This is a genomic window from Streptomyces sp. NPDC008150 (genome assembly GCF_042956945.1).
Classification (GTDB): domain Bacteria; phylum Actinomycetota; class Actinomycetes; order Streptomycetales; family Streptomycetaceae; genus Streptomyces.
Genome location: NZ_JBIBHJ010000001.1, coordinates 373,851 through 392,896, shown reverse-complemented (window position 1 = coordinate 392,896; position 19,046 = coordinate 373,851). Strand labels below are relative to the sequence as shown.

The 19,046-nt window shown below is 74.4% G+C and carries 13 protein-coding genes; 8 read left to right on the top strand and 5 right to left on the bottom strand.

From position 1 onward, the window contains the following. Nucleotides 1-262 precede the first annotated feature (262 nt). Nucleotides 263-724, bottom strand: coding sequence for an NUDIX domain-containing protein (locus tag ACFZA0_RS01670; protein ID WP_391009535.1), 462 nt, complete (start codon nt 722-724; stop codon nt 263-265). A gap of 415 nt (nt 725-1,139) precedes the next feature. Here ACFZA0_RS01670 and ACFZA0_RS01665 point away from each other — a divergent pair, with 415 nt between their 5' ends. Together ACFZA0_RS01665 and pepN are read left to right on the top strand one after the other, a co-directional pair. Next, nucleotides 1,140-2,156 (top strand): aspartate-semialdehyde dehydrogenase, encoded by a 1,017-nt coding sequence (locus ACFZA0_RS01665; RefSeq protein ID WP_391009533.1) that lies wholly within the window; start codon nt 1,140-1,142, stop codon nt 2,154-2,156. Nucleotides 2,157-2,328: 172 nt separating this feature from the next. Continuing rightward, nucleotides 2,329-4,908, top strand: a complete 2,580-nt coding sequence (pepN, locus tag ACFZA0_RS01660; protein ID WP_391009530.1) for an aminopeptidase N — start codon at nt 2,329-2,331, stop codon at nt 4,906-4,908. 221 nt (nt 4,909-5,129) lie between these two features. Here the strand turns inward: pepN and ACFZA0_RS01655 are convergent, their stop codons facing one another. The 4 genes from ACFZA0_RS01655 to ACFZA0_RS01640 form a co-directional block, all read right to left on the bottom strand. Beyond that, a complete protein-coding gene (locus ACFZA0_RS01655; RefSeq protein WP_391009527.1) occupies nt 5,130-5,414 on the bottom strand; it encodes a hypothetical protein in 285 nt (94 codons plus the stop codon). Between the two features lie 227 nt (nt 5,415-5,641). After that, nucleotides 5,642-7,846, bottom strand: coding sequence for a 4-alpha-glucanotransferase (malQ, locus tag ACFZA0_RS01650; protein WP_391009525.1), 2,205 nt, complete (start codon nt 7,844-7,846; stop codon nt 5,642-5,644). Then, entirely contained in the window at nt 7,847-8,176 is a 330-nt protein-coding gene (locus ACFZA0_RS01645) for a hypothetical protein (protein ID WP_391009523.1), read from the bottom strand. A gap of 325 nt (nt 8,177-8,501) precedes the next feature. After that, entirely contained in the window at nt 8,502-9,038 is a 537-nt protein-coding gene (locus ACFZA0_RS01640) for an HNH endonuclease (protein ID WP_391009520.1), read from the bottom strand. A gap of 364 nt (nt 9,039-9,402) precedes the next feature. Here ACFZA0_RS01640 and ACFZA0_RS01635 point away from each other — a divergent pair, with 364 nt between their 5' ends. The 6 genes from ACFZA0_RS01635 to ACFZA0_RS01610 all read left to right on the top strand — a co-directional run bounded on the left by ACFZA0_RS01635 (nt 9,403) and on the right by ACFZA0_RS01610 (nt 18,864). Then, entirely contained in the window at nt 9,403-10,512 is a 1,110-nt protein-coding gene (locus ACFZA0_RS01635; protein ID WP_391011769.1) for a mechanosensitive ion channel domain-containing protein, read from the top strand. Nucleotides 10,513-10,779: 267 nt separating this feature from the next. Continuing rightward, entirely contained in the window at nt 10,780-12,252 is a 1,473-nt protein-coding gene (locus ACFZA0_RS01630; RefSeq protein ID WP_391009518.1) for a hypothetical protein, read from the top strand. A gap of 20 nt (nt 12,253-12,272) precedes the next feature. Then, nucleotides 12,273-13,322: a transporter substrate-binding domain-containing protein gene (locus ACFZA0_RS01625; RefSeq protein WP_391009515.1), complete on the top strand. Its 1,050-nt coding sequence runs from the start codon at nt 12,273-12,275 to the stop codon at nt 13,320-13,322. A gap of 101 nt (nt 13,323-13,423) precedes the next feature. Beyond that, nucleotides 13,424-14,746: a hypothetical protein gene (locus ACFZA0_RS01620; protein ID WP_391009512.1), complete on the top strand. Its 1,323-nt coding sequence runs from the start codon at nt 13,424-13,426 to the stop codon at nt 14,744-14,746. After that, nucleotides 14,743-17,403, top strand: coding sequence for a tetratricopeptide repeat protein (locus ACFZA0_RS01615; protein WP_391009510.1), 2,661 nt, complete (start codon nt 14,743-14,745; stop codon nt 17,401-17,403). The genes ACFZA0_RS01620 and ACFZA0_RS01615 overlap by 4 nt, the downstream gene beginning before the upstream one ends. Continuing rightward, the gene (locus tag ACFZA0_RS01610) at nt 17,404-18,864 is read left to right on the top strand and encodes a protein phosphatase 2C domain-containing protein (protein ID WP_391009507.1); all 1,461 of its coding nucleotides are present in this window, start codon (nt 17,404-17,406) and stop codon (nt 18,862-18,864) included. The last annotated feature ends 182 nt before the right edge of the window (nt 18,865-19,046 follow it).

Below are 19,046 nucleotides of genomic sequence, written 5' to 3'. Positions count from 1 at the left end.
CGTCGGCAGTGGGCGGCGGCCGGCCGCCTGGGCGGACCGGACGCTCCTACCGGATGCTTGGCACCGGGAATGGCCTGCGCGTGAACGAGACGGCAACGCGCAACACCGATCACCGTACGTGGATCTTGGGCCACCCTCCGCGTCCTCGGACCGCTCCCGGACGTGCGGAGGGCGGTCACTCCGTGTTCATGTCGCGGGGTAGGGGTGGGGTTCACGCGGGGCCGCGGGGCCGCCCGCCGGGGGAACGGCCGGCCCCGCCCCGTCAGTCCTTGGTGTCCGCCGCGCGGCCCACCGCGGGCCGCTCGCGCCACAGCCGCAGGCCCACGTCGACGAGGTCGACGCGTTCGAGCGCGGCCACCTCGCCGAGCGGGTGCCAGGCCGCCATGTCCGTCGAGCCGTCGACCTCGAAGCGCAGTTCGCCCCCGGTGATCCGGCCCTCGTACACGATCCGCAGGCCCTGGAGGTCGGTGCTCGCACGGCCCATGCGGCGCTCGGCGATCCGCCGGTTCGTGTCGAGGCCGAGCAGGGCGACCGGCTCGACGGTGTAGCCGGTCTCCTCGTCGACCTCGCGGACGACGGTGTCGTAGGGGTCCTCGCCGTGGTCCATGCCGCCGCCGGGAAGTGTCCAGCGCCGGGTGCCGTCGCGGGCGACCCAGCGGGCCAGCAGTATCCGTTCGTCCTGTACGCACACGGCGTACGCGGCCACTCTCAACTCCTGTCGCATGGGCAGACGCTACGGCAGCGCGGGCGCGGGGCGGCGGGACTCCGCCCCGGCGCGGGAGACCGGCGCGGGCGAGTCGTACGTCACACCGGTACGGGCGCGGGAGCCGGCCGCGGCCGGACCGGGGCGCCCCGGCGCGGTCCGGCCGCGGGGCGCGCGCCGCAGGAACGCCTGTGCGCCGTGGGCCGCCCGCGCACGGCTTGCGGCGCACGGCCCGTTCCCGGCGCAACATCCGCACCGGGGCGCGGACGGCGCACGTCCGCCCGGCCCGGTACCGGACGGGGGGACCGCACGCCCGTACGCCCCGTCGCGCGGGCAAAGGATTGGACACGCACGCCCTGGTGAGACGCATGATGGAAACGCCCCGGCCACGCGGAAGGCCGGGCAGAGGGCGCAACTGCCACACGAAGGAGTCGCTGTGAGGGTCGGAATCGTCGGAGCCACCGGGCAGGTCGGCACGGTCATGCGCAGGATCCTGGTGGAACGGGACTTCCCCCTCGACGAGCTGCGCCTGTTCGCCTCGGCACGCTCCACGGGGACGGTCCTCGACGGCGTGACGGTGGAGGACGCGTCGACGGCCGACTACACGGGCCTCGACATCGTGCTGTTCTCCGCGGGCGGCGCCACGTCCAAGGCGCTCGCGGAGAAGGTCGCCGCCCAGGGTCCGGTCGTGATCGACAACTCCTCGGCCTGGCGCCGCGACCCCGACGTGCCGCTGGTGGTGTCCGAGGTGAACCCGCACGCGATCGCGGACCGCCCCAAGGGCATCATCGCCAACCCGAACTGCACCACGATGGCCGCGATGCCGGTTCTCGCCCCCCTGCACCGCGAGGCGGGCCTCGCCGCCCTGGTCGTCGCGACCTACCAGGCGGTCTCCGGCTCGGGCCTCGCGGGCGTCGCCGAGCTGCACGGACAGGCGCAGAAGGTCGTCGCCGACGCCGACAGGCTGACCCACGACGGCGGCGCGGTCGACTTCCCGGAGCCCGGCGTCTACAAGCGCCCCATCGCCTTCAACGTCCTGCCGCTGGCGGGCAGCATCGTGGACGACGGCCTCAACGAGACCGACGAGGAGCAGAAGCTCCGCAACGAGTCGCGCAAGATCCTGGAGATCCCCGGCCTGAAGGTCTCCGGCACCTGCGTGCGCGTACCGGTCTTCTCCGGCCACTCCCTCCAGGTCAACGCCCGCTTCGAGCGCCCGCTCAGCCCGGAGCGCGCCGCCGAGCTGCTCGCCGACGCGCCGGGCGTCGAGGTGACCGACATCCCGACCCCGCTCCAGGCGGCCGGCAAGGACCCGTCCTTCGTGGGCCGCATCCGGGCCGACGAGACGGTCGACAACGGCCTCGCGCTGTTCGTCTCCAACGACAACCTCCGCAAGGGCGCGGCGCTGAACGCCGTGCAGATCGCGGAGCTGGTCGCCGCCGAGCTGCGCGGCTGACGCCCTCCGCGACGGCCCCCGGGCGGGGCGGGACGGCCGGTTCCCCGGCCCTCCCGCCCCGCCCGTCGTCGTACCCGGACCGGGCCGCCCACCGGCGCGGACATCGGCATCGCGCGCCGTGCGCGTCGCGTGGAAGGATGGCGCAACCCACACATAACGAGGAGATGACCGCGTGCCTGGCACAAACCTGACTCGCGAAGAGGCGCGGCAGCGGGCGAAGCTGCTCACCGTTGACTCGTACGAGATCGATCTCGACCTCTCCGGAGCGCAGGAGGGAGGGACCTACCGGTCCGTCACCACGGTGCGCTTCAACGTCGCGGAGGGCGGCACCGAGTCCTTCGTCGACCTGGTCGCCCCCACCGTCCACGAGGTGACCCTCAACGGGGACGCGCTCGACCCGGACGCCGTCTTCAAGGACTCCCGGATCGCGCTCGCCGGCCTGCTCGACGGCCCGAACGTGCTGCGGGTCGTCGCGGACTGCGCGTACACCAACACCGGCGAGGGTCTGCACCGGTTCGTCGACCCGGTCGACCAGCAGGCTTATCTGTACACGCAGTTCGAGGTGCCGGACGCCCGCCGCGTCTTCGCCTCCTTCGAGCAGCCCGACCTCAAGGCCACGTTCCAGTTCACGGTGAAGGCCCCCTCGGGCTGGACCGTGATCTCGAACTCGCCGACGCCGGAGCCGAAGGACGACGTCTGGACCTTCGAGCCGACGCCGCGGATCTCGTCGTACATCACGGCCCTGATCGTCGGCCCGTACCACAGCGTGCACAGCGTGTACGAGAAGGACGGCCGGTCCGTCCCGCTCGGCATCTACTGCCGCCCCTCGCTCGCCGAGTTCCTGGACTCCGACGCCATCTTCGAGGTGACGCGCCAGGGCTTCGACTGGTTCGAGGAGAAGTTCGACCACGCGTACCCGTTCAAGAAGTACGACCAGCTCTTCGTGCCCGAGTTCAACGCGGGCGCCATGGAGAACGCGGGCGCGGTCACCATCCGCGACCAGTACGTCTTCCGCTCCAAGGTGACCGACGCGTCGTACGAGCTGCGCGCCGAGACCATCCTGCACGAGCTGGCCCACATGTGGTTCGGCGACCTCGTGACCATGGAGTGGTGGAACGACCTGTGGCTGAACGAGTCGTTCGCCACGTACACGTCGATCGCCTGCCAGGCGTACGCGCCGGACAGCCGCTGGCAGCACTCGTGGACGACGTTCGCCAACTCCATGAAGACGTGGGCCTACCGGCAGGACCAACTGCCGTCCACCCACCCGATCATGGCGGAGATCAACGACCTCGACGACGTCCTGGTCAACTTCGACGGCATCACGTACGCCAAGGGCGCCTCCGTCCTCAAGCAGCTCGTCGCCTACGTCGGCCAGGACGAGTTCTTCGCCGGTGTGCAGGCGTACTTCAAGCGGCACGCGTTCGGCAACACTCGCCTCTCCGACCTGCTGAGCGCGCTGGAGGAGACCTCCGGGCGCGACCTGAAGAACTGGTCGAAGCAGTGGCTGGAGACGGCCGGCATCAACGTCCTGCGCCCGGAGATCGAGACCGCCGAGGACGGCACCGTCACCTCGTTCGCGATCCGCCAGGAGGCCCCCGCGCTGCCCGCCGGCGCGAAGGGCGAGCCGACGCTGCGCCCGCACCGCATCGCGGTCGGCCTCTACGACCTGGACCCGGACAGCGGCAAGCTGGTGCGCGACGAGCGCGTCGAGCTCGACGTCGACGGTGAACTCACCCCGGTCCCGCAGCTCCTGGGCCGCCGCCGTCCCGACGTGATCCTGCTCAACGACGACGACCTCTCGTACGCGAAGGTCCGCCTCGACGAGCAGTCCCTCGCGTTCGTCACCGAGCACCTGGGCGACTTCGAGTCCTCCCTGCCGCGCGCCCTGTGCTGGGCGTCGGCGTGGGACATGACCCGGGACGCCGAACTGCCCACCCGCGACTACCTGTCGCTGGTGCTGTCGGGCATCGGCAAGGAGTCCGACATCGGTGTCGTGCAGTCGCTGCACCGCCAGGTCAAGCTCGCGATCGACCTCTACGCGGACCCGTCCGCCCGTGAGGCGCTGCTGACCCGCTGGACCGACGCGACGCTCGCGCACCTGCGCGCCGCCGACGCCGGCAGCGACCACCAGCTCGCGTGGGCGCGGGCGTTCAGCGCCACGGCTCGCACGCCCGAGCAGCTCGACCTGCTCGAAGCGCTGCTCGACGGCTCGCAGACCGTGGAGGGCCTGGCCGTCGACACCGAGCTGCGCTGGGCGTTCGTGCTGCGCCTCGCCGCGGTCGGCCGCTTCGACGAGGCGGAGATCGCGAGCGAGTACGAGCGCGACCGCACCGCGGCCGGCGAGCGCCACGCGGCGACCGCCCGCGCGGCCCGCCCGACGGCGGAGGCCAAGGCCGAGGCCTGGGCGTCGGTCGTCGAGTCGGACAAGCTGCCCAACGCCGTGCAGGAGGCGGTCATCGGGGGCTTCGTCGAGACGGACCAGCGCGAGCTGCTGGCCTCGTACACCGACAGGTACTTCGAGGTGCTGAAGAGCGTGTGGGACTCGCGCTCGCACGAGATGGCCCAGCAGATCGCGGTCGGCCTGTACCCGGGCATCCAGGTCTCGCAGGACACCCTGGACCGCACGGACGCGTGGCTGGCCTCCGCCGAACCGGGCGCCGCGCTGCGCCGCCTGGTCTCGGAGTCCCGCTCCGGCGTGGAGCGCGCCCTGCGCGCCCAGGCCGCGGACGCGGCGGCACCGCGGGCGTAACCCCGCGAACGGCAGGAGGAGGCCGCCCGGTCGCAGCGACCGGGCGGCTTCGTCGTACAGGGCCGAGGACGGGGCCGGGGCCGAACGGCGACAGGCGTCGGCCCGTGCCCCGTACGGCAGTTGCTCGTACGGGGCACGGGCCGACGCCTGTGCGGACGCCGTCAGCGGGCCGCCGGTGTCGGCGGGCACCGCGGCGGCCGGGCGGCCTCGCGGGGGTGTCGTCAGACCTTCGCGTCGGCCTTCGCGACCGCGGAGGAGGGCTTGGGCTTCAGCACCCGGTGCTCCTTCTTCGACTTGTCGAGGGCGACCACCAGGCCCGCGATCACACCGAAGATCACCAGCGGGGCGAAGACGTAGAGACCCAGCGTCTGGATGACACTCAGGCCAGAGCCGGGGTCGTCGCCGTCGTCACGCGTGAGCGCGAGCGCGGGAGACGACATGAGCAGCATCATCAGCGTCGTACCGGCGGCCAGGGCGCCGGCGCGCAGGGCGTTCTTGTTGTCCACGGTGCAAAAGTAGCGAACGCCCGGACGGGCCGCGCGCCCGGGGTGCCGTACGGGGCCCCCGGCCGGGCGGACGGCGTGCTCGTGCCGCGGGTCCCAACGCCCTTGCCGGGGGCGGCCGGACCCCTGCCGTGCGGCTCCCGCGGCGGGCCCGTGCGGGACGCGCGCGGCGGGGTTGGCCCGTTGGGGGCACACGGGGGCCGCGGTTGACCCCCGTGCGCCCGCCGCGGCTACCCGGGCCCGGCCCCCGGCGTCCCCGTGGCCGTCGGGACGGCCGCCGGGGCCGGTGCGGCGCTTCCCGCCCGCCCGGTCCCCGGGTCCGGGCCGAGCACCGTGCCGCGCGGTCCGGCCTCCGAGCGCACCATGCCGAGGAGGGCGCGCAGCCGCGGCGACGACGTCAGCTCCTCCAGCGTCACCGGGCGGCCCGCCGCGTCGGCGATCGGCAGCCGCCAGTTCGGGTACTGGTCCCAGGTGCCCGGCAGGTTCTGCGGCCGCCGGTCCCCCACCCCGTCCGGCAGCCAGACGCCGACCATGCGGGCCGGGGTGCGCAGCAGGAAGCGGTGGACGGCCCGGATCTCGGCCTCCTCCGTCTCCTCCGGCGTCCCGGCGCCGCTCCCCGCGGTCTCCCGCAGCAGGCCGAGCCGGGTGAGCAGGTCCAGCCACTCGGCCGTGTCGGCGGCGGCCTCGGCCCGCTCCTCCGCGACCGGGCGGGTCAACAGGCCGAGCCTGTCCCGGAGTTCGACGTGGTCCCCGGTCAGCCGGGAGGCCGTGGGCGGCAGGTCGTGGGTGGTGGCGGTGGCCAGGCAGTCGGCGCGCCACCGCTCCGGGGGCAGCGGGTGCCCGTCGCCGTCCCAGTCGCGCTCGAACCACAGCACGGACGTGCCGAGGACCCCGCGCCGGTCCAGCGTCTCGCGCACCCCGGGCTCGACGGTGCCGAGGTCCTCGCCGATCACCAGCGAGCCGGCCCGGGACGCCTCCAGGACCAGGACCGCCAGCATGGCCTCGGCGTCGTAGCGCACGTACGTGCCCTCGGTGGGCGGCCGGCCCTCCGGCACCCACCAGAGCCGGAACAGGCCCATGACGTGGTCGATGCGCAGGGCGCCCGCGTACCGGAACAGGGCGCGCAGCAGGCGGCGGTAGGGCGCGTAGCCCGACGCGGCGAGCCGGTCGGGGCGCCAGGGCGGCAGGCCCCAGTCCTGGCCGCGCGCGTTGAACGCGTCGGGCGGCGCGCCGACCGACATCCCGGCCGCGAAGTGGTCCTGCTGCGCCCACGCGTCGGCGCCCTGCGGGTGCACGCCGACCGCGAGGTCGTGGACGACGCCGACGGGCATGCCGGCCTCGCGGGCGGCGCGCTGCGCGGCCGTGAGCTGGATGTCGGTGAGCCAGGCCAGGCGGCTGTGGAGGTCGACGCGGTCGGCGAGGGCGCGGCGGGCGTCGGCGGTGGCGGGCGAGCGCGGGTCGCGCAGTCCGTCCGGCCAGGAACGCCAGTCGGGGCCGTGCGTCTCGGCGAGCGCGTACCAGGTGGCGTGGTCCTCCAGGGCCTGGCCCTGCTCGGCGAGGAAGTCCTGGTAGGCGGCCCGGCGGCCGGGGCCCAGCGGCACGGCCAGGACCTGTTCCAGTGCCTCGCGCTTGAGCGCCCAGACGGCGTCCCGGTCGATGAGGGCGCCCTCGTCGAGCACGGCCGCGCGCAGCCGCTCCGCGCGCGCGAGGACGGCGTGCAGCCGCTCGCGGTCCGGTACGTGCGCGAACTCGGGGACGTCCTCGACGCGCAGGTGCACCGGGTCCGGGAAGCGGCGGGACGAGGGCCGGTACGGGGACGGGTCGGTGGGGGCGCCGGGTACCGCCGCGTGCAGCGGGTTGACCTGGACGAACCCCGCCCCGAAGGCGCGGCCGGCCCAGCCGGCGAGTTCGGCGAGGTCACCGAGGTCGCCCATGCCCCAGGACCGGCGGGACAGCAGGGAGTAGAGCTGCACGAGCAGTCCGTACGAGCGCCCCGCGGGGGTGGGCAGCCGGGCCGGGGCCACGACGAGGTGCGCCTCGCCGGTCCGGCCGTCGGGCGCGGTGGCACTCACCCGGTGCACGCCGGGCGGCAGGTCCTCGGCACCGGCGCGGGTCTCGCCCTGCTCGGTGTCGACGCGCAGGACGGTGCCGGGCGGCAGGTCGGCGAGGGCGGTCGGCGGGTCGCCCTGCCAGCACACGACGGTCGGCGGCAGGAGCCGTCCGGCCAGTTCGCGCTCACGGGCGGCGAGGGCGTCCCGTACGGCCTCCGGGGTGGCCGCGGGAACGCCGAGGGCCGCGAGGGCGGCGACGACGGCGAGCGGCGAGGCGGGGACCGTCCGGTCGGGCGAGGGGCTGTAGGAGGCGGCGACGCCGTGCAGGGCGGCGAGCCGGGTCAGGTCCTCGGACAGGGGCTGGGCCGGCCGGGGTGCCGTCATCTACAACTCCGCGCGGAAGAGGTCCGGGTACGACGGGTACGAAGGGGCGCCGGCCGGCCCGGGAACGTCGTCGGGGCCGTCGGCGGTGTCGGCCTCGCTGGTCAGCGGCGCGGCGTCGGCGAGCGGCGGTTCGCTGGTGAGCGGTTCCGCGTCGGGCAGCGGGGGTTCGCTGGTGAGGGGGGCCTCGGCACGGCTGCCGGGCACGCCCACGGTGCCGAGGACGCCGGGCGGCGGGTCCTCGGGGAGGGTCTCGGGGAACGCGGGGCCGGCGGACGCCTCCCCCGCGTGTTTGGACAGGGCCGAGAGCAGCAGGTGCGCGGATGCGGCCACGGGGGCCTCCTTGTCGTGTACGGCGTGGGGCCCGCGGCCCGACCGGCGGGTCGCCCGCGGCCCCCGGCGGGTTCTTGCAGCCCTACCCAGCGGGCGCGACGGCAGACACGACCGGGCCGACAAGGTGGCTGTGCTCACACTGGGGCAGCCGCGGCGCGCACGCCCGGTGACACGGCGGAACGCGCGCCCGCGTACGCGCGTGCGGCCCCGCGGGCGGGCGCGGGCCGCCCTCCGCCGCCGGTCCGGGCGCACCCGTACGCGCGCGCGTACGCACCCGGTGGCGCCCGGCCGGACCGGGCCACCAGGTGCGCGAAGGCCCGGACCGTCAGGCGGAGATGCCGTCGATCCGGGCCAGGGCGTCGTCCGCGCCGTACGGCTGCAAGTAGGGCAGCCAGCGCGGGTCCCGGTGCCCGGTGCCGATGATGCGCCAGGCGAGTCCGGTGGGCGGGGCGGGTTTGTGGCGCAGGCGCCAGCCGATCTCGGTGAGGTGCCGGTCGGCCTTCACGTGGTTGCAGCGGCGGCAGGAGGCCACCACGTTGTCCCAGACGTGCTTGCCACCGCGTGAGCGCGGGACGACGTGGTCGACGCTGGTTGCGACGCCACCGCAGTACATGCACCGGCCGCCGTCGCGCGCGAAGAGCGCCCGCCGGGTGAGCGGGACCGGTCCCCGGTAGGGAACGCGGACGAAACGCTTGAGCCGGACCACGCTGGGTGCGGGGACTGTGACGGTCGCGCTGTGCAGATAGGCGCCGGACTCCTCGAGGCTGACGGCCTTGTTCTCCAGGACGAGGACGAGCGCGCGGCGGAGCGGTACGACGCCGAGTGGCTCGTACGACGCGTTGAGGACCAGGACATGCGGCACGGGTGCCTCCTTGTACGCCGGCGGCGCGTGGCTCGCGCCGGGACGATCTGTGGTCAGTGTCCCCTCATGCCTGGTGGATGCGCCACCATGTCCGGGTAACGGGCCATGAGTGTTTTCGACCACAGCCCGTACGCCCCCGCGGACCGCGGCCGTCCTCCCCGGGTGAGCATGGTCTCTCCTCCCCGGATCGCGCCGACCGGCCCCCGCTCCCCCGTTAGTGTGGTGGTTCTGCCCGTCCGGTGACCCTTCCGTGAACCAGGCGGCGTCGGCCACGGTGGTCGCCGACGGCCGACGCCCGACCCGCCGTACCCGGGGCAGACCACTGCACCTGGAGGTACCAGCCGTGTTCCTGTCCGACGTCCTCATGGCCGCCGGCCCGTCGCCGTCACCGTCCCCCACCCGGACGTCCGGATCGACGACACCGACCCTCCAGGACGCGCAGGAGGGCGCGACGAACGCGGCGAGCTGGGTGTCCCAGAACTGGTCGACCTGGCTGGCCATCGGTCTGCGGGTGCTGCTGATCCTGGTGATCGCGACCGTGCTGCGGGTGGTGGTGCGGCGGGCGATCACCAAGCTCATCGACCGGATGAGCCGCACCGTGCAGGCGGTCGACGGCACCGCGTTCGGCGGCCTGCTGGTCAACGCCGAGCGGCGCCGCCAGCGCTCGCAGGCGATAGGTTCCGTGCTGCGCTCGGTGGCGAGCTTCATCATCCTGGGCACGGCCGCCCTCATGGTCCTGGGCACCTTCCAGATCAACCTGGCCCCGCTGCTCGCGTCGGCCGGTGTGGCCGGTGTCGCGATCGGTTTCGGCGCCCGCAACCTGGTGACGGACTTCCTGTCCGGCGTCTTCATGATCCTGGAGGACCAGTACGGCGTCGGGGACACGATCGACGCGGGGGTCGCCTCCGGCGAGGTGATCGAGGTCGGGCTGCGCGTGACGAAGCTGCGCGGCGACGGCGGCGAGATCTGGTACGTCCGCAACGGCGAGGTCAAGCGGATCGGCAACCTCTCGCAGGGCTGGGCGACGGCCGGGGTCGACGTGACCGTCAAGTCGTCCGAGGACCTGGACAAGGTGAAGGCGACGCTCGACGAGGTCGCGGAGCGGATGACCAAGGAGGAGCCCTGGAACGAGCTCCTGTGGGGCCCGGTCGAGGTGCTCGGGCTGGACAGCGTGCTGCTGGACTCCATGGTCGTGCGGCTCACCGCGAAGACGATGCCCGGCAAGTCGCTGGCGGTCGAACGCGAACTGCGCTGGCGCGTCAAGCGGGCCTTCGACGCGGCGGACATCCGCATCGTGGGCGGTGCCACCGCGGTCGTCGAGGAGTCCGAGACCGTCGACCCCACCGAGTCGGTCGCCGCCCCCTCGGCGTTCTCCAACGCGGCCTCCCCGCAGGTGGCCGCGGCCTCGCCGATCGTCCCGGTGCAGAACGTCCCGGCCCAGGGCGCCGGAAAGCAGGACAACCCGGCCAGGTAGCGGCCGGACCGGCCCGGGACGCCCGCCCCCGGGCGCCCCGGGCCCTCCGCACGCCCCGCGCGCTCCCCGCCCGCGTCCCGGGAACCGAAGCCCTTCCCGGGACGTATTCATGCTCAAGGGGGGCCGTGGGGCGTCGCGTTGGACCGGCGGGGCAGACTGTGCCGCCGGAGGACGCCGCGATCCGATCAAGATCCGGCGAAGGCGGGTGCGGATGTCGGTGTCCGCGGCGATACTTGCGGCGACCGATGACCATGGGGGAGGTCGACAGTGACACAGCCGCCGAACGGCAGCGCGGGACCGCCCGGTTCGCGCACGCCCACGATGCCCGCCGTGCCGCCGCCCGGCGCCCCCCGCGCGCCCGTGGCGCCCGCACCGCGCGCCGCGGTTCCCCCGCCCCCGGCGGGCGCACCGCGCCGCACCGCCTTCGCGGAGGGCACCGAGCGGCTGCGCGCCGCGGCGACGACGGAACCGGGGCGGCTGCGGCTGATAGGCGCCGTACTGGCCCTGCTCGTCGTCGCGTTCGGGGCGGTGGGCGCCTGGCAGATGAACGACCGGGCCGACGCCGCGGACGACGTGCTGCACAGCAGCCAGCCCCTCACGGCGGCCTCCGCCGCCATCTACCGCTCCCTCGCCGACGCCAACACGGCAGCCTCCAGCGGCTTCCTGGCCGGCGGGCAGGAGACGAAGGCGTCCCGCGACCTGTACGAGCGGGACATCCGGACCGCCGCCGGCAAGCTCGTCACGGCGGCCAACAGCTCCGAGCCCGGCTCCTCGTCCGCGAAGACCATCGAGCAGCTCAACACCCTGCTGCCGCAGTACAAGGGCCTCGTCGAACGCGCCCGCGCCAACAACCGCCTGGGCTATCCGCTGGGCGGCGCGTACCTGCGCTACGCGAACGACATGATGCAGAACCAGATGCTCCCGAAGGCCAAGTCCCTCTACACCAGCGAGAACGAGCGGCTGCGGGACGACTACGCGGACGCCACGCCCTACCCGTGGGCCGCGCTCGCCCTCGGGGTCGCCGCGGTCGCCGTCCTGGTGTGGGCGCAGCGGCGCAACTACCGCCGTACGAACCGGCTGTTGAACCACGGTCTGGTCGCGGCCACCGCGAGCGCGGCCGTCGTGCTGCTGTGGATGGCCGTCGGCCACACGGTGGCGCGGGCCGGGCTCGACGACTCCTACGACCACGGCGTGCGCTCGCTGCGCGTCCTGGACGACGCGCGCATCGCCGCCCTCAGCGCCCGCAGCAACGAGAACCTCACCCTGGTGAGCCGGGGCGCGGACACGGTCGAGGTGAACGGCGTCGACGAGGACAAGTACGACGTCGAGTTCAACGCGTCGATGAAGACCCTCGACCAGGGGCTCGCGCGGGCGGAGTCCCTGGCGGACGACAAGGCGGGCGCGCAGCCCGTGAAGACCGCGACGGACGACATGCAGGAGTGGAAGCGCCGCCACACGCAGGCCCGCGACAAGGACAACGACGGCGACTACCAGGACGCGCTCTACCTGGTCATCGGCGGCTCCGACGACCCGGAGCTCAAGCCGACCGGCGACTGCTTCGCCGGTGTCGACGAGAGTCTCGGCGCGGCCGTCGACCACGAACAGGCGGAGTTCGAGCGGGCTGCGGCCGACGGGCGGGACGCGATGACCGGACTGCCGGCCGGCGCCGCGGTCCTCGCGCTGCTCGGCGCGGCCGGCGCGCTGCTGGGCGTCGGGCGCAGGCTGGCGGAGTACCGGTGAGGGCGGGAGGGGGCGTCACCATGCGAGGCATACGCGCGCGTACGGGTCTCACGGGCCCACGCACGGGTCTTCGGGGATGGGGCGGCGTCGCCGCCATGGCGTTCGTGTGCGCCCTGGCGGTGGTCTGCGCGCTGCTCCTGCCGCGCGCCGCCGGACCGCACACGGCGGCGTCGGCGGCGGGCGGCGGGCGGACCGCGCGCGCGGCCCAGGCCGAGGCCGACGCGTGCACGGACCCGCAGGATCAGAGCGTCCCCCCGTCGACGGCCGAGGGCACGGCGATCGCGGCGATCAAGAAGAGGGGCCACCTGTCGGTCGGCGTCGACCAGAACAGCTTCAACTGGGGCTACCGGGACCCCAACAGCACGGACAAGAACGTCCAGTTGGAGGGCTTCGACATCGACCTGGCCCGCCGGCTGGCGAAGGACATCTTCAACGACTCGGACCCCGCCAGGATCCGCTTCCAGGCGATCCCCACCACCGAGCGCGTGCCGGCCATCCGGAAGGCCCGGGTCGACGTCGTGGTCCGCACCATGACGATCACCTGCGACCGGCTGAAGGACGTGGCGTTCTCCGCGCCGTACTTCGTCACGGGCCAGCAGGTCCTCGCCCCCAAGTCGTCCGACATCACGGGCTACAACGACACCCTCGACGGCAAGAAGGTGTGTTCCGCGAAGAGTTCGACGGCGCTCGACCGGCTCACCGCCGACAGGAAGAGCGGCGAGCTGGCCTCCTCGGTGGACATCAGCACGGTGGTCCCCAACCAGCTCGACTGCCTGGTGCGGCTCCAACTCGGCCAGGTGGACGCGGTGCTGACCGACGGCGCGCTCGCCGCGAGCCAGGCGGCGCAGGACCCGACGGTGGAGCTGAAGGGCGACCCGCTCACGCCGGAGTACTACGGCGTGGCGATGAAGAAGGACGCCACGGACCTGGAGGCCCGGGTCAACAAAATCCTTGAGGACTACCGCAAGGACGGCAGCTGGGCCGACTCGTACCGGAAGTGGCTGGCACCGACACTGGGGGCGGACTTCGGCCCCGCGATGCCGCCGGAGCCCCACTACCGCGCAGGATGAGGGACCGGGGGCGCACCGCCCCCGACTTCCCTACCGCGAGCCAGAGTTCGGTACCGACAGCGGCACCACAGGCAGAACCCGACAGCAGCGAGAGGTGATCGATGGGCGTCACGGGACCCCCCGAGCCGGTGCTCGACCGGGACGAGGTGGACCGTGCGCTGGCGCGCCTCGGCGCGGAGCACGAGGCGATCGAGACGTCGCTGCTCGCCCTCCAGGACCACGCGGGCCGCCGGCTCCTCGAAGGCGCCGAACTCACCGGCACCACCAAGGACCGCTGGGCGTCCACGGAGGCGTCCATCACGCTGCTGTGGGCCTACTACGACGCCTACACGGCCACCCTGCGCACCGCCCGGGAGATCCGCTCCCGGCGCCGCTGGTCCAGCCGCGAGGACCTGGTGGAGCTGACGGAGCTGCTGCGCGGCGAGTCCGTCACGGTCGCCGACACCCCGGGCACCGCGGGCGCGTCCACCCCGGCCGGGCCGGGGAAGCTGAGCCGGCGGTTCTCGCTCGGCACGCTGGTCGACCTGATGAACGAGCTGTACGCGACGTCGCTGGACGTCGTCGTGACCGCCGACGCGGTGTGGTCGGCGCTGCCCGCGCGGATAGATTTACTGGCCGCGGAGCTCCAGCGCACCCGGCGCCTGGCCCACTCCGTGGGCGTGCGCCCCGGCGAACACCCCGCGGGCGACGACCTGGAGCGCATCACCCGCACCCTGACCTCGCTGCGCGAGCGCGTGGTGTCGGACCCGCTGGACTTCTGGGTGCCCGCGCAGGGCAGTTCCGCGCCCGGCGGCGGCCGGCCGGACACCGCGGTCTACGACCGCGAGGCCCGCGCCCTGGACGACGTGCGCCGTGAGATCGACGCGGTGCTCACCGTCCGGCAGGACGCCGAACAGCGCCTGGTGCGGCTGCGGGACGTCCTCAGCCGCGCGGACCGCACCCTCGCCGAGGCGCGCACCGCGCGCGGCGAGGTGCTGGCGAAGATCGCGGCGACCGAGGTGCCGGTGGTGAGCGGCCCGCCGACGGCGCTCCAGGAGCAGCTGTCGAACGCCGCCGAGTACCGCAGGCACGCGCAGTGGCACCGGCTGTCGCCGCTGCTGGAGTCGCTCGAACAGCAGGCGGAGGACGAACTGCTGCGCGCACGCGAGTCGTTGACGGCCGTGACCGCGCCGCTCGCGGTCCGCGCCGAGCTGCGCGGGCGCCTGGACGCGTACCGGGCGAAGGTGTCGCGGCACGGGTTCGCGGAGGACCCGCTGCTGGTGGAGCGGTACGACGCGGCGCGGCGCATGCTGTGGAGCGCGCCCTGCGACCTGCGCGTCGCCGAACAGGCCGTGCTGCGCTACCAGCACGCGGCCGTCGAGCTGCTCGGCGGCCCGCGGGTGCCGCAGCAGAGCGGTCCCGAGGACCGGAGGGGGCAGTCATGAGTCAGGCAGGTCAGCCGTGCCAGCGGCCCGGCTGCGACGGGTCGTACGAGGACGTGGGCGGGGGCGAGCTGTACTGCGACACCTGCGGTCTGGCGCCGGTCGTCGCGGCGAACGGTGTGGTCGGCTCCCCGGCCACCGGCGTCGCCGGGGGCGGCAACTCACGTTCCAGTGAGCCGAGTTCACCCGGTTCCGCCGGTTCCGGCATGTCCTCGCAGCCGTCGTCGCGGTCCTCGCAGTCGGCGCGGTCGCGGCGGTCGGTGTCGGGGCGGCTCTCCCGCTCGGGAAGCTCCGCGAGCCGCTCGGTGTCGGTGCGCAGTTCCGGTTCCGCGTCCGGGTCGAGCACGCGCGGCCGGCTGGGCGTGGGCCTGGTGCAGGTGCCGGACGTGCCGCGGCCGGACCCGCGGGCGATGGTGCAGGAGAACCCGGAGGTCCCCGAGCGCAAGCGGTTCTGCTCGCGTTCGGACTGCGGCGCGCCCGTCGGGCGCTCGCGGGGCAACAGCGCCGGGCGCACGGAGGGCTTCTGCACCAAGTGCGGCCACCCGTACTCGTTCGTGCCGAAGCTGAAGTCGGGCGACGTCGTGCACGGGCAGTACGAGGTGGCGGGCTGTCTCGCCCACGGGGGCCTCGGCTGGGTGTACCTCGCCGTGGACCGCGCGGTGTCCGACCGGTGGGTGGTGCTCAAGGGCCTGCTCGACACCGGCGACCAGGACGCGATGGCGGCGGCGATCTCCGAGCGGCGCTTCCTCGCGGAGATCGAGCACTCCAACATCGTGCGGATCTACAACTTCGTCGAGCACCTCGACCAGCGCACGGGTTCGCTCGACGGCTACATCGTCATGGAGTACGTCGGCGGCAAGTCGCTCAAGGAGATCGCCAACGACCGCCGCACGCCGGACGGCAGACGCGACCCGCTGCCGGTGGAGCAGGCGTGCGCGTACGGCATCGAGGCGCTGGAGGCGCTCGGCCACCTGCACAGCCGCAACCTCCTGTACTGCGACTTCAAGGTCGACAACGCGATCCAGACCGAGGACCAGCTCAAGCTGATCGACATGGGCGCGGTCCGCCGCATGGACGACGACGAGTCGGCCATCTACGGCACGGTCGGCTACCAGGCGCCCGAGGTCGCGGAGACCGGCCCGTCGGTGGCGAGCGACCTGTACACGGTGGGCCGCACGCTCGCCGTCCTCGCGTTCGACTTCCAGGGCTACACGAACGTCTACGTGGACTCCCTGCCCGACCCCGACCACATCGAGGTCTTCCGCCGCTACGAGTCCTTCTACCGGCTGCTGGTGCGCGCCACCGACCCGGACCCGCACCGCAGGTTCGCCTCCGCGACGGAGATGGCGGAGCAGCTCACCGGCGTGCTGCGCGAGGTCGTCTCCGTGCAGACGGGCCGGGCGCGGCCCGCGCTGTCGACGCTGTTCGGCCCCGAACTGCGGGTGACGGACACCGAGTTGTTCCCCGAGCTGCTGGACGACGTGTCGCGCCTCGGCGCGCGCTTCCCGGTGCGGCGGGGTTCCGGCGCCGCACGGCGCGGCGCCCCGCCCGTGGTGGCCGGCGCCCTGCCGGGTGCCGCGCCCGCGGCACCGGCCCTGTCGGGCCCGGGAGTTCCGGAGGCGGCCCGGATCGGGGCGGTCGTGCCGGCGCAGGCCGGACCGCTCGTCCCCGCGCCCGACGCGCCGCCCGTCCCGCCCTCCGGGCCGCCGGAGGGTGCCCGGCTGGTGCGCCGGATCGACGCCGTGGCGGCCGGACTCGCCCTGCCCGTACCGCGGGTGGATCCCGCCGACCCCAACGCGGGTTTCCTGGCGGGCCTGTTGACCTCGGCTCCCGGCGAACTGCTCGCCGCGCTCGCGGCGGTGCCCGCCCCCTCGGTGGAGACCCGGCTGCGGCAGATCCGCGCCCGCCTGGAGAACGGTGAAACCGCCGCCGCACACCAGGAGTTGACGGCCCTGGAGGCGGAACGCCCGGACGACTGGCGGGTGGTCTGGTACCGGGGCGTCGCCGCCCTGGTGACGGGCGACCACGAGGGCGCCGCGCTCTCCTTCGACGCGATCTACGACGCGTTCCCGGGCGAGATCGCGCCCAAGCTCGCGCTCGGCCTGTGCGCGGAGGTGCTGGGCCAGCTCGACAACGCGGCCGAGTACTACCGCCTGGTGTGGTCGACCGACCCGAGCTGGGTCAGCGGCGCGTTCGGCCTGGCCCGCGTCCAGCTCGCCGGCGGCGACCGGCCGGGCTCGGTGCGGACGCTGGAGTCGGTGCCGGAGTCGTCGATCCACTACACGGCCGCCCGGGTCGCGGCGGTCCGGGCCCGGCTGCGGCACCGCGCGGCGTCCGCGTCCGACGGGCCGTTCCTCGACGACCTGACGGCCGCCGCGGGACAGGTCGAGGCGCTCGACGCGTACGGCCTCGACCCGGCCCGGCGCGAACAGTTGTCGGCGGAAGTCCTCGGTTGCGCCCTGGACTGGATACTCTCCGGTGGCCGTAGTTCCGCTCCTGCCGCCCGGCGGGCGCTGCTCGGCAGCGACCTGGACGAGCGGGGCCTCCGCTTCGGCCTGGAGCGTTCGTACCGCACGCTCGCCCGGCTCGCGCCCGGCGGTGAGAAGAGGATCGAACTGGTGGAACGTGCCAACCGTTACCGCCCCCGGACATGGGTGTAGTTGATGTCGCAGATCCCCCAGCTGTCCGCCTGCCCGAGCTGCGAGGAGCCGCTCGAGTCGGGTGACCGTTTCTGCGGTGCGTGCGGATTCGACCTGTCGGCGACCCCGCCGACGGCCCGGCCCGCCGTGCCCGCGCCCGCTCCCGAACCGGGCGGTCCGCCCGCACCGCCGCACGCGGCGGGCGTGGACTGGCCGACGGCCTCCGGGCCGGGCGCCACCGGCGCGCCCGCCCTGCTGCCGACCGACCTGCCGGGCACCGACTCGGCCGGCGGCCTCCTGCCCCCGGCCGCACCGCCCCCGCCACCGCCGCTCCCGGTGGCGGGCCCCCACCCGGGCGCGCCCGACGCGGGTGCGCCCGTGCCGTCCGCCTCCCCCGAGGCGTCGCAGGCGCCCGCCGCGGGCGTCCGGTTCGACCGTCCGGCCGAGGCCGGGACCGTCGCCGGGGCCGGGGCCGGGGCCGGGGCCGGGGCCGGGGCTCCCGAGGAGTACCCGCTCCAGGCGCCCGACCCGCGCACCGCGGGCGCCGCGGCCTCCCCCGCCGGGAGCACGGCGGTGTGCGTGGCCTGCCGGGCCGGCCGGGTCGACGACGACGGTTACTGCGAGAACTGCGGGCACGCCCAGCCGCGCGAACGGGACCACATGGAGCAGGAGTCGGGGCCCGTCGCCGCCGTCAGCGACCGCGGTCTGCGCCACCACCGCAACGAGGACGCCTTCGCGCTCGGCAACACCGTGCTGCCCGACGGTTCCCCGGCGCTCACGGCGATCGTCTGCGACGGGGTGTCCTCGGCGACCCGTCCCGACGACGCCTCCCTCGCCGCGTCACGCACCGCGAGCGCCGCCCTGCTGGCGGCCCTCGGCCAGGGCACCCACCCGCAGCAGGCCATGCACGAGGCGATCGTCGCCGCGTCGCAGGCGGTCAACGCCCTCGCCGAGGAACCCGAGACGGCCCGCCAGCACGCCCCGCACCAGAACGCCCCGGCCTGCACCCTGGTCGGCGCGGTCGTCGCCGGGGGACTCCTGGTCGTCGGCTGGGTCGGCGACAGCCGCGCCTACTGGCTGCCCGCCGACCCGAACTCGGTGCCGGTCCGGCTCACCGAGGACGACTCGTGGGCCGCGCAGATGGTGGCCGCGGGAGTGATGAACGAGGCCGAGGCGTACGCCGACGAGCGGGCCCACGCGATCACCGGCTGGCTCGGCGCGGACGCCTACGAACTCGACCCGCACACCGCCTCGTTCAAGCCCGACCGGCCCGGCGTGATCGTGGTCTGCACGGACGGGCTGTGGAACTACGCGGAGGCGGCGGAGGAGATGGCCCGCGCGGTTCCCCCCGACGCGGCGGCCCGCCCGCTGCACAGCGCGCAGGTTCTGGTCGGCCTCGCCCTGGACGGCGGGGGCCACGACAACGTAACAGTGGCCCTCCTGCCGTTCCCGGCTCCGCCGCAGGGGGCAGGATCGGCCTGAGACGCCGCGTCCGGACGACCGGCGGCCCGCACCGCGCGGGCCGTCGCCGGACCGGGCGGCACGCGTACGGGTTTCAGGCCCCGTACGCGTCGCTCGCACAGGCCGGCGGCCCCGGACGGGACCGCGCGGCCGCAGCGGTCTCAGCGGTCTCAGCGGTTTCAGCGGTTTCAGCGGTTTGAGCA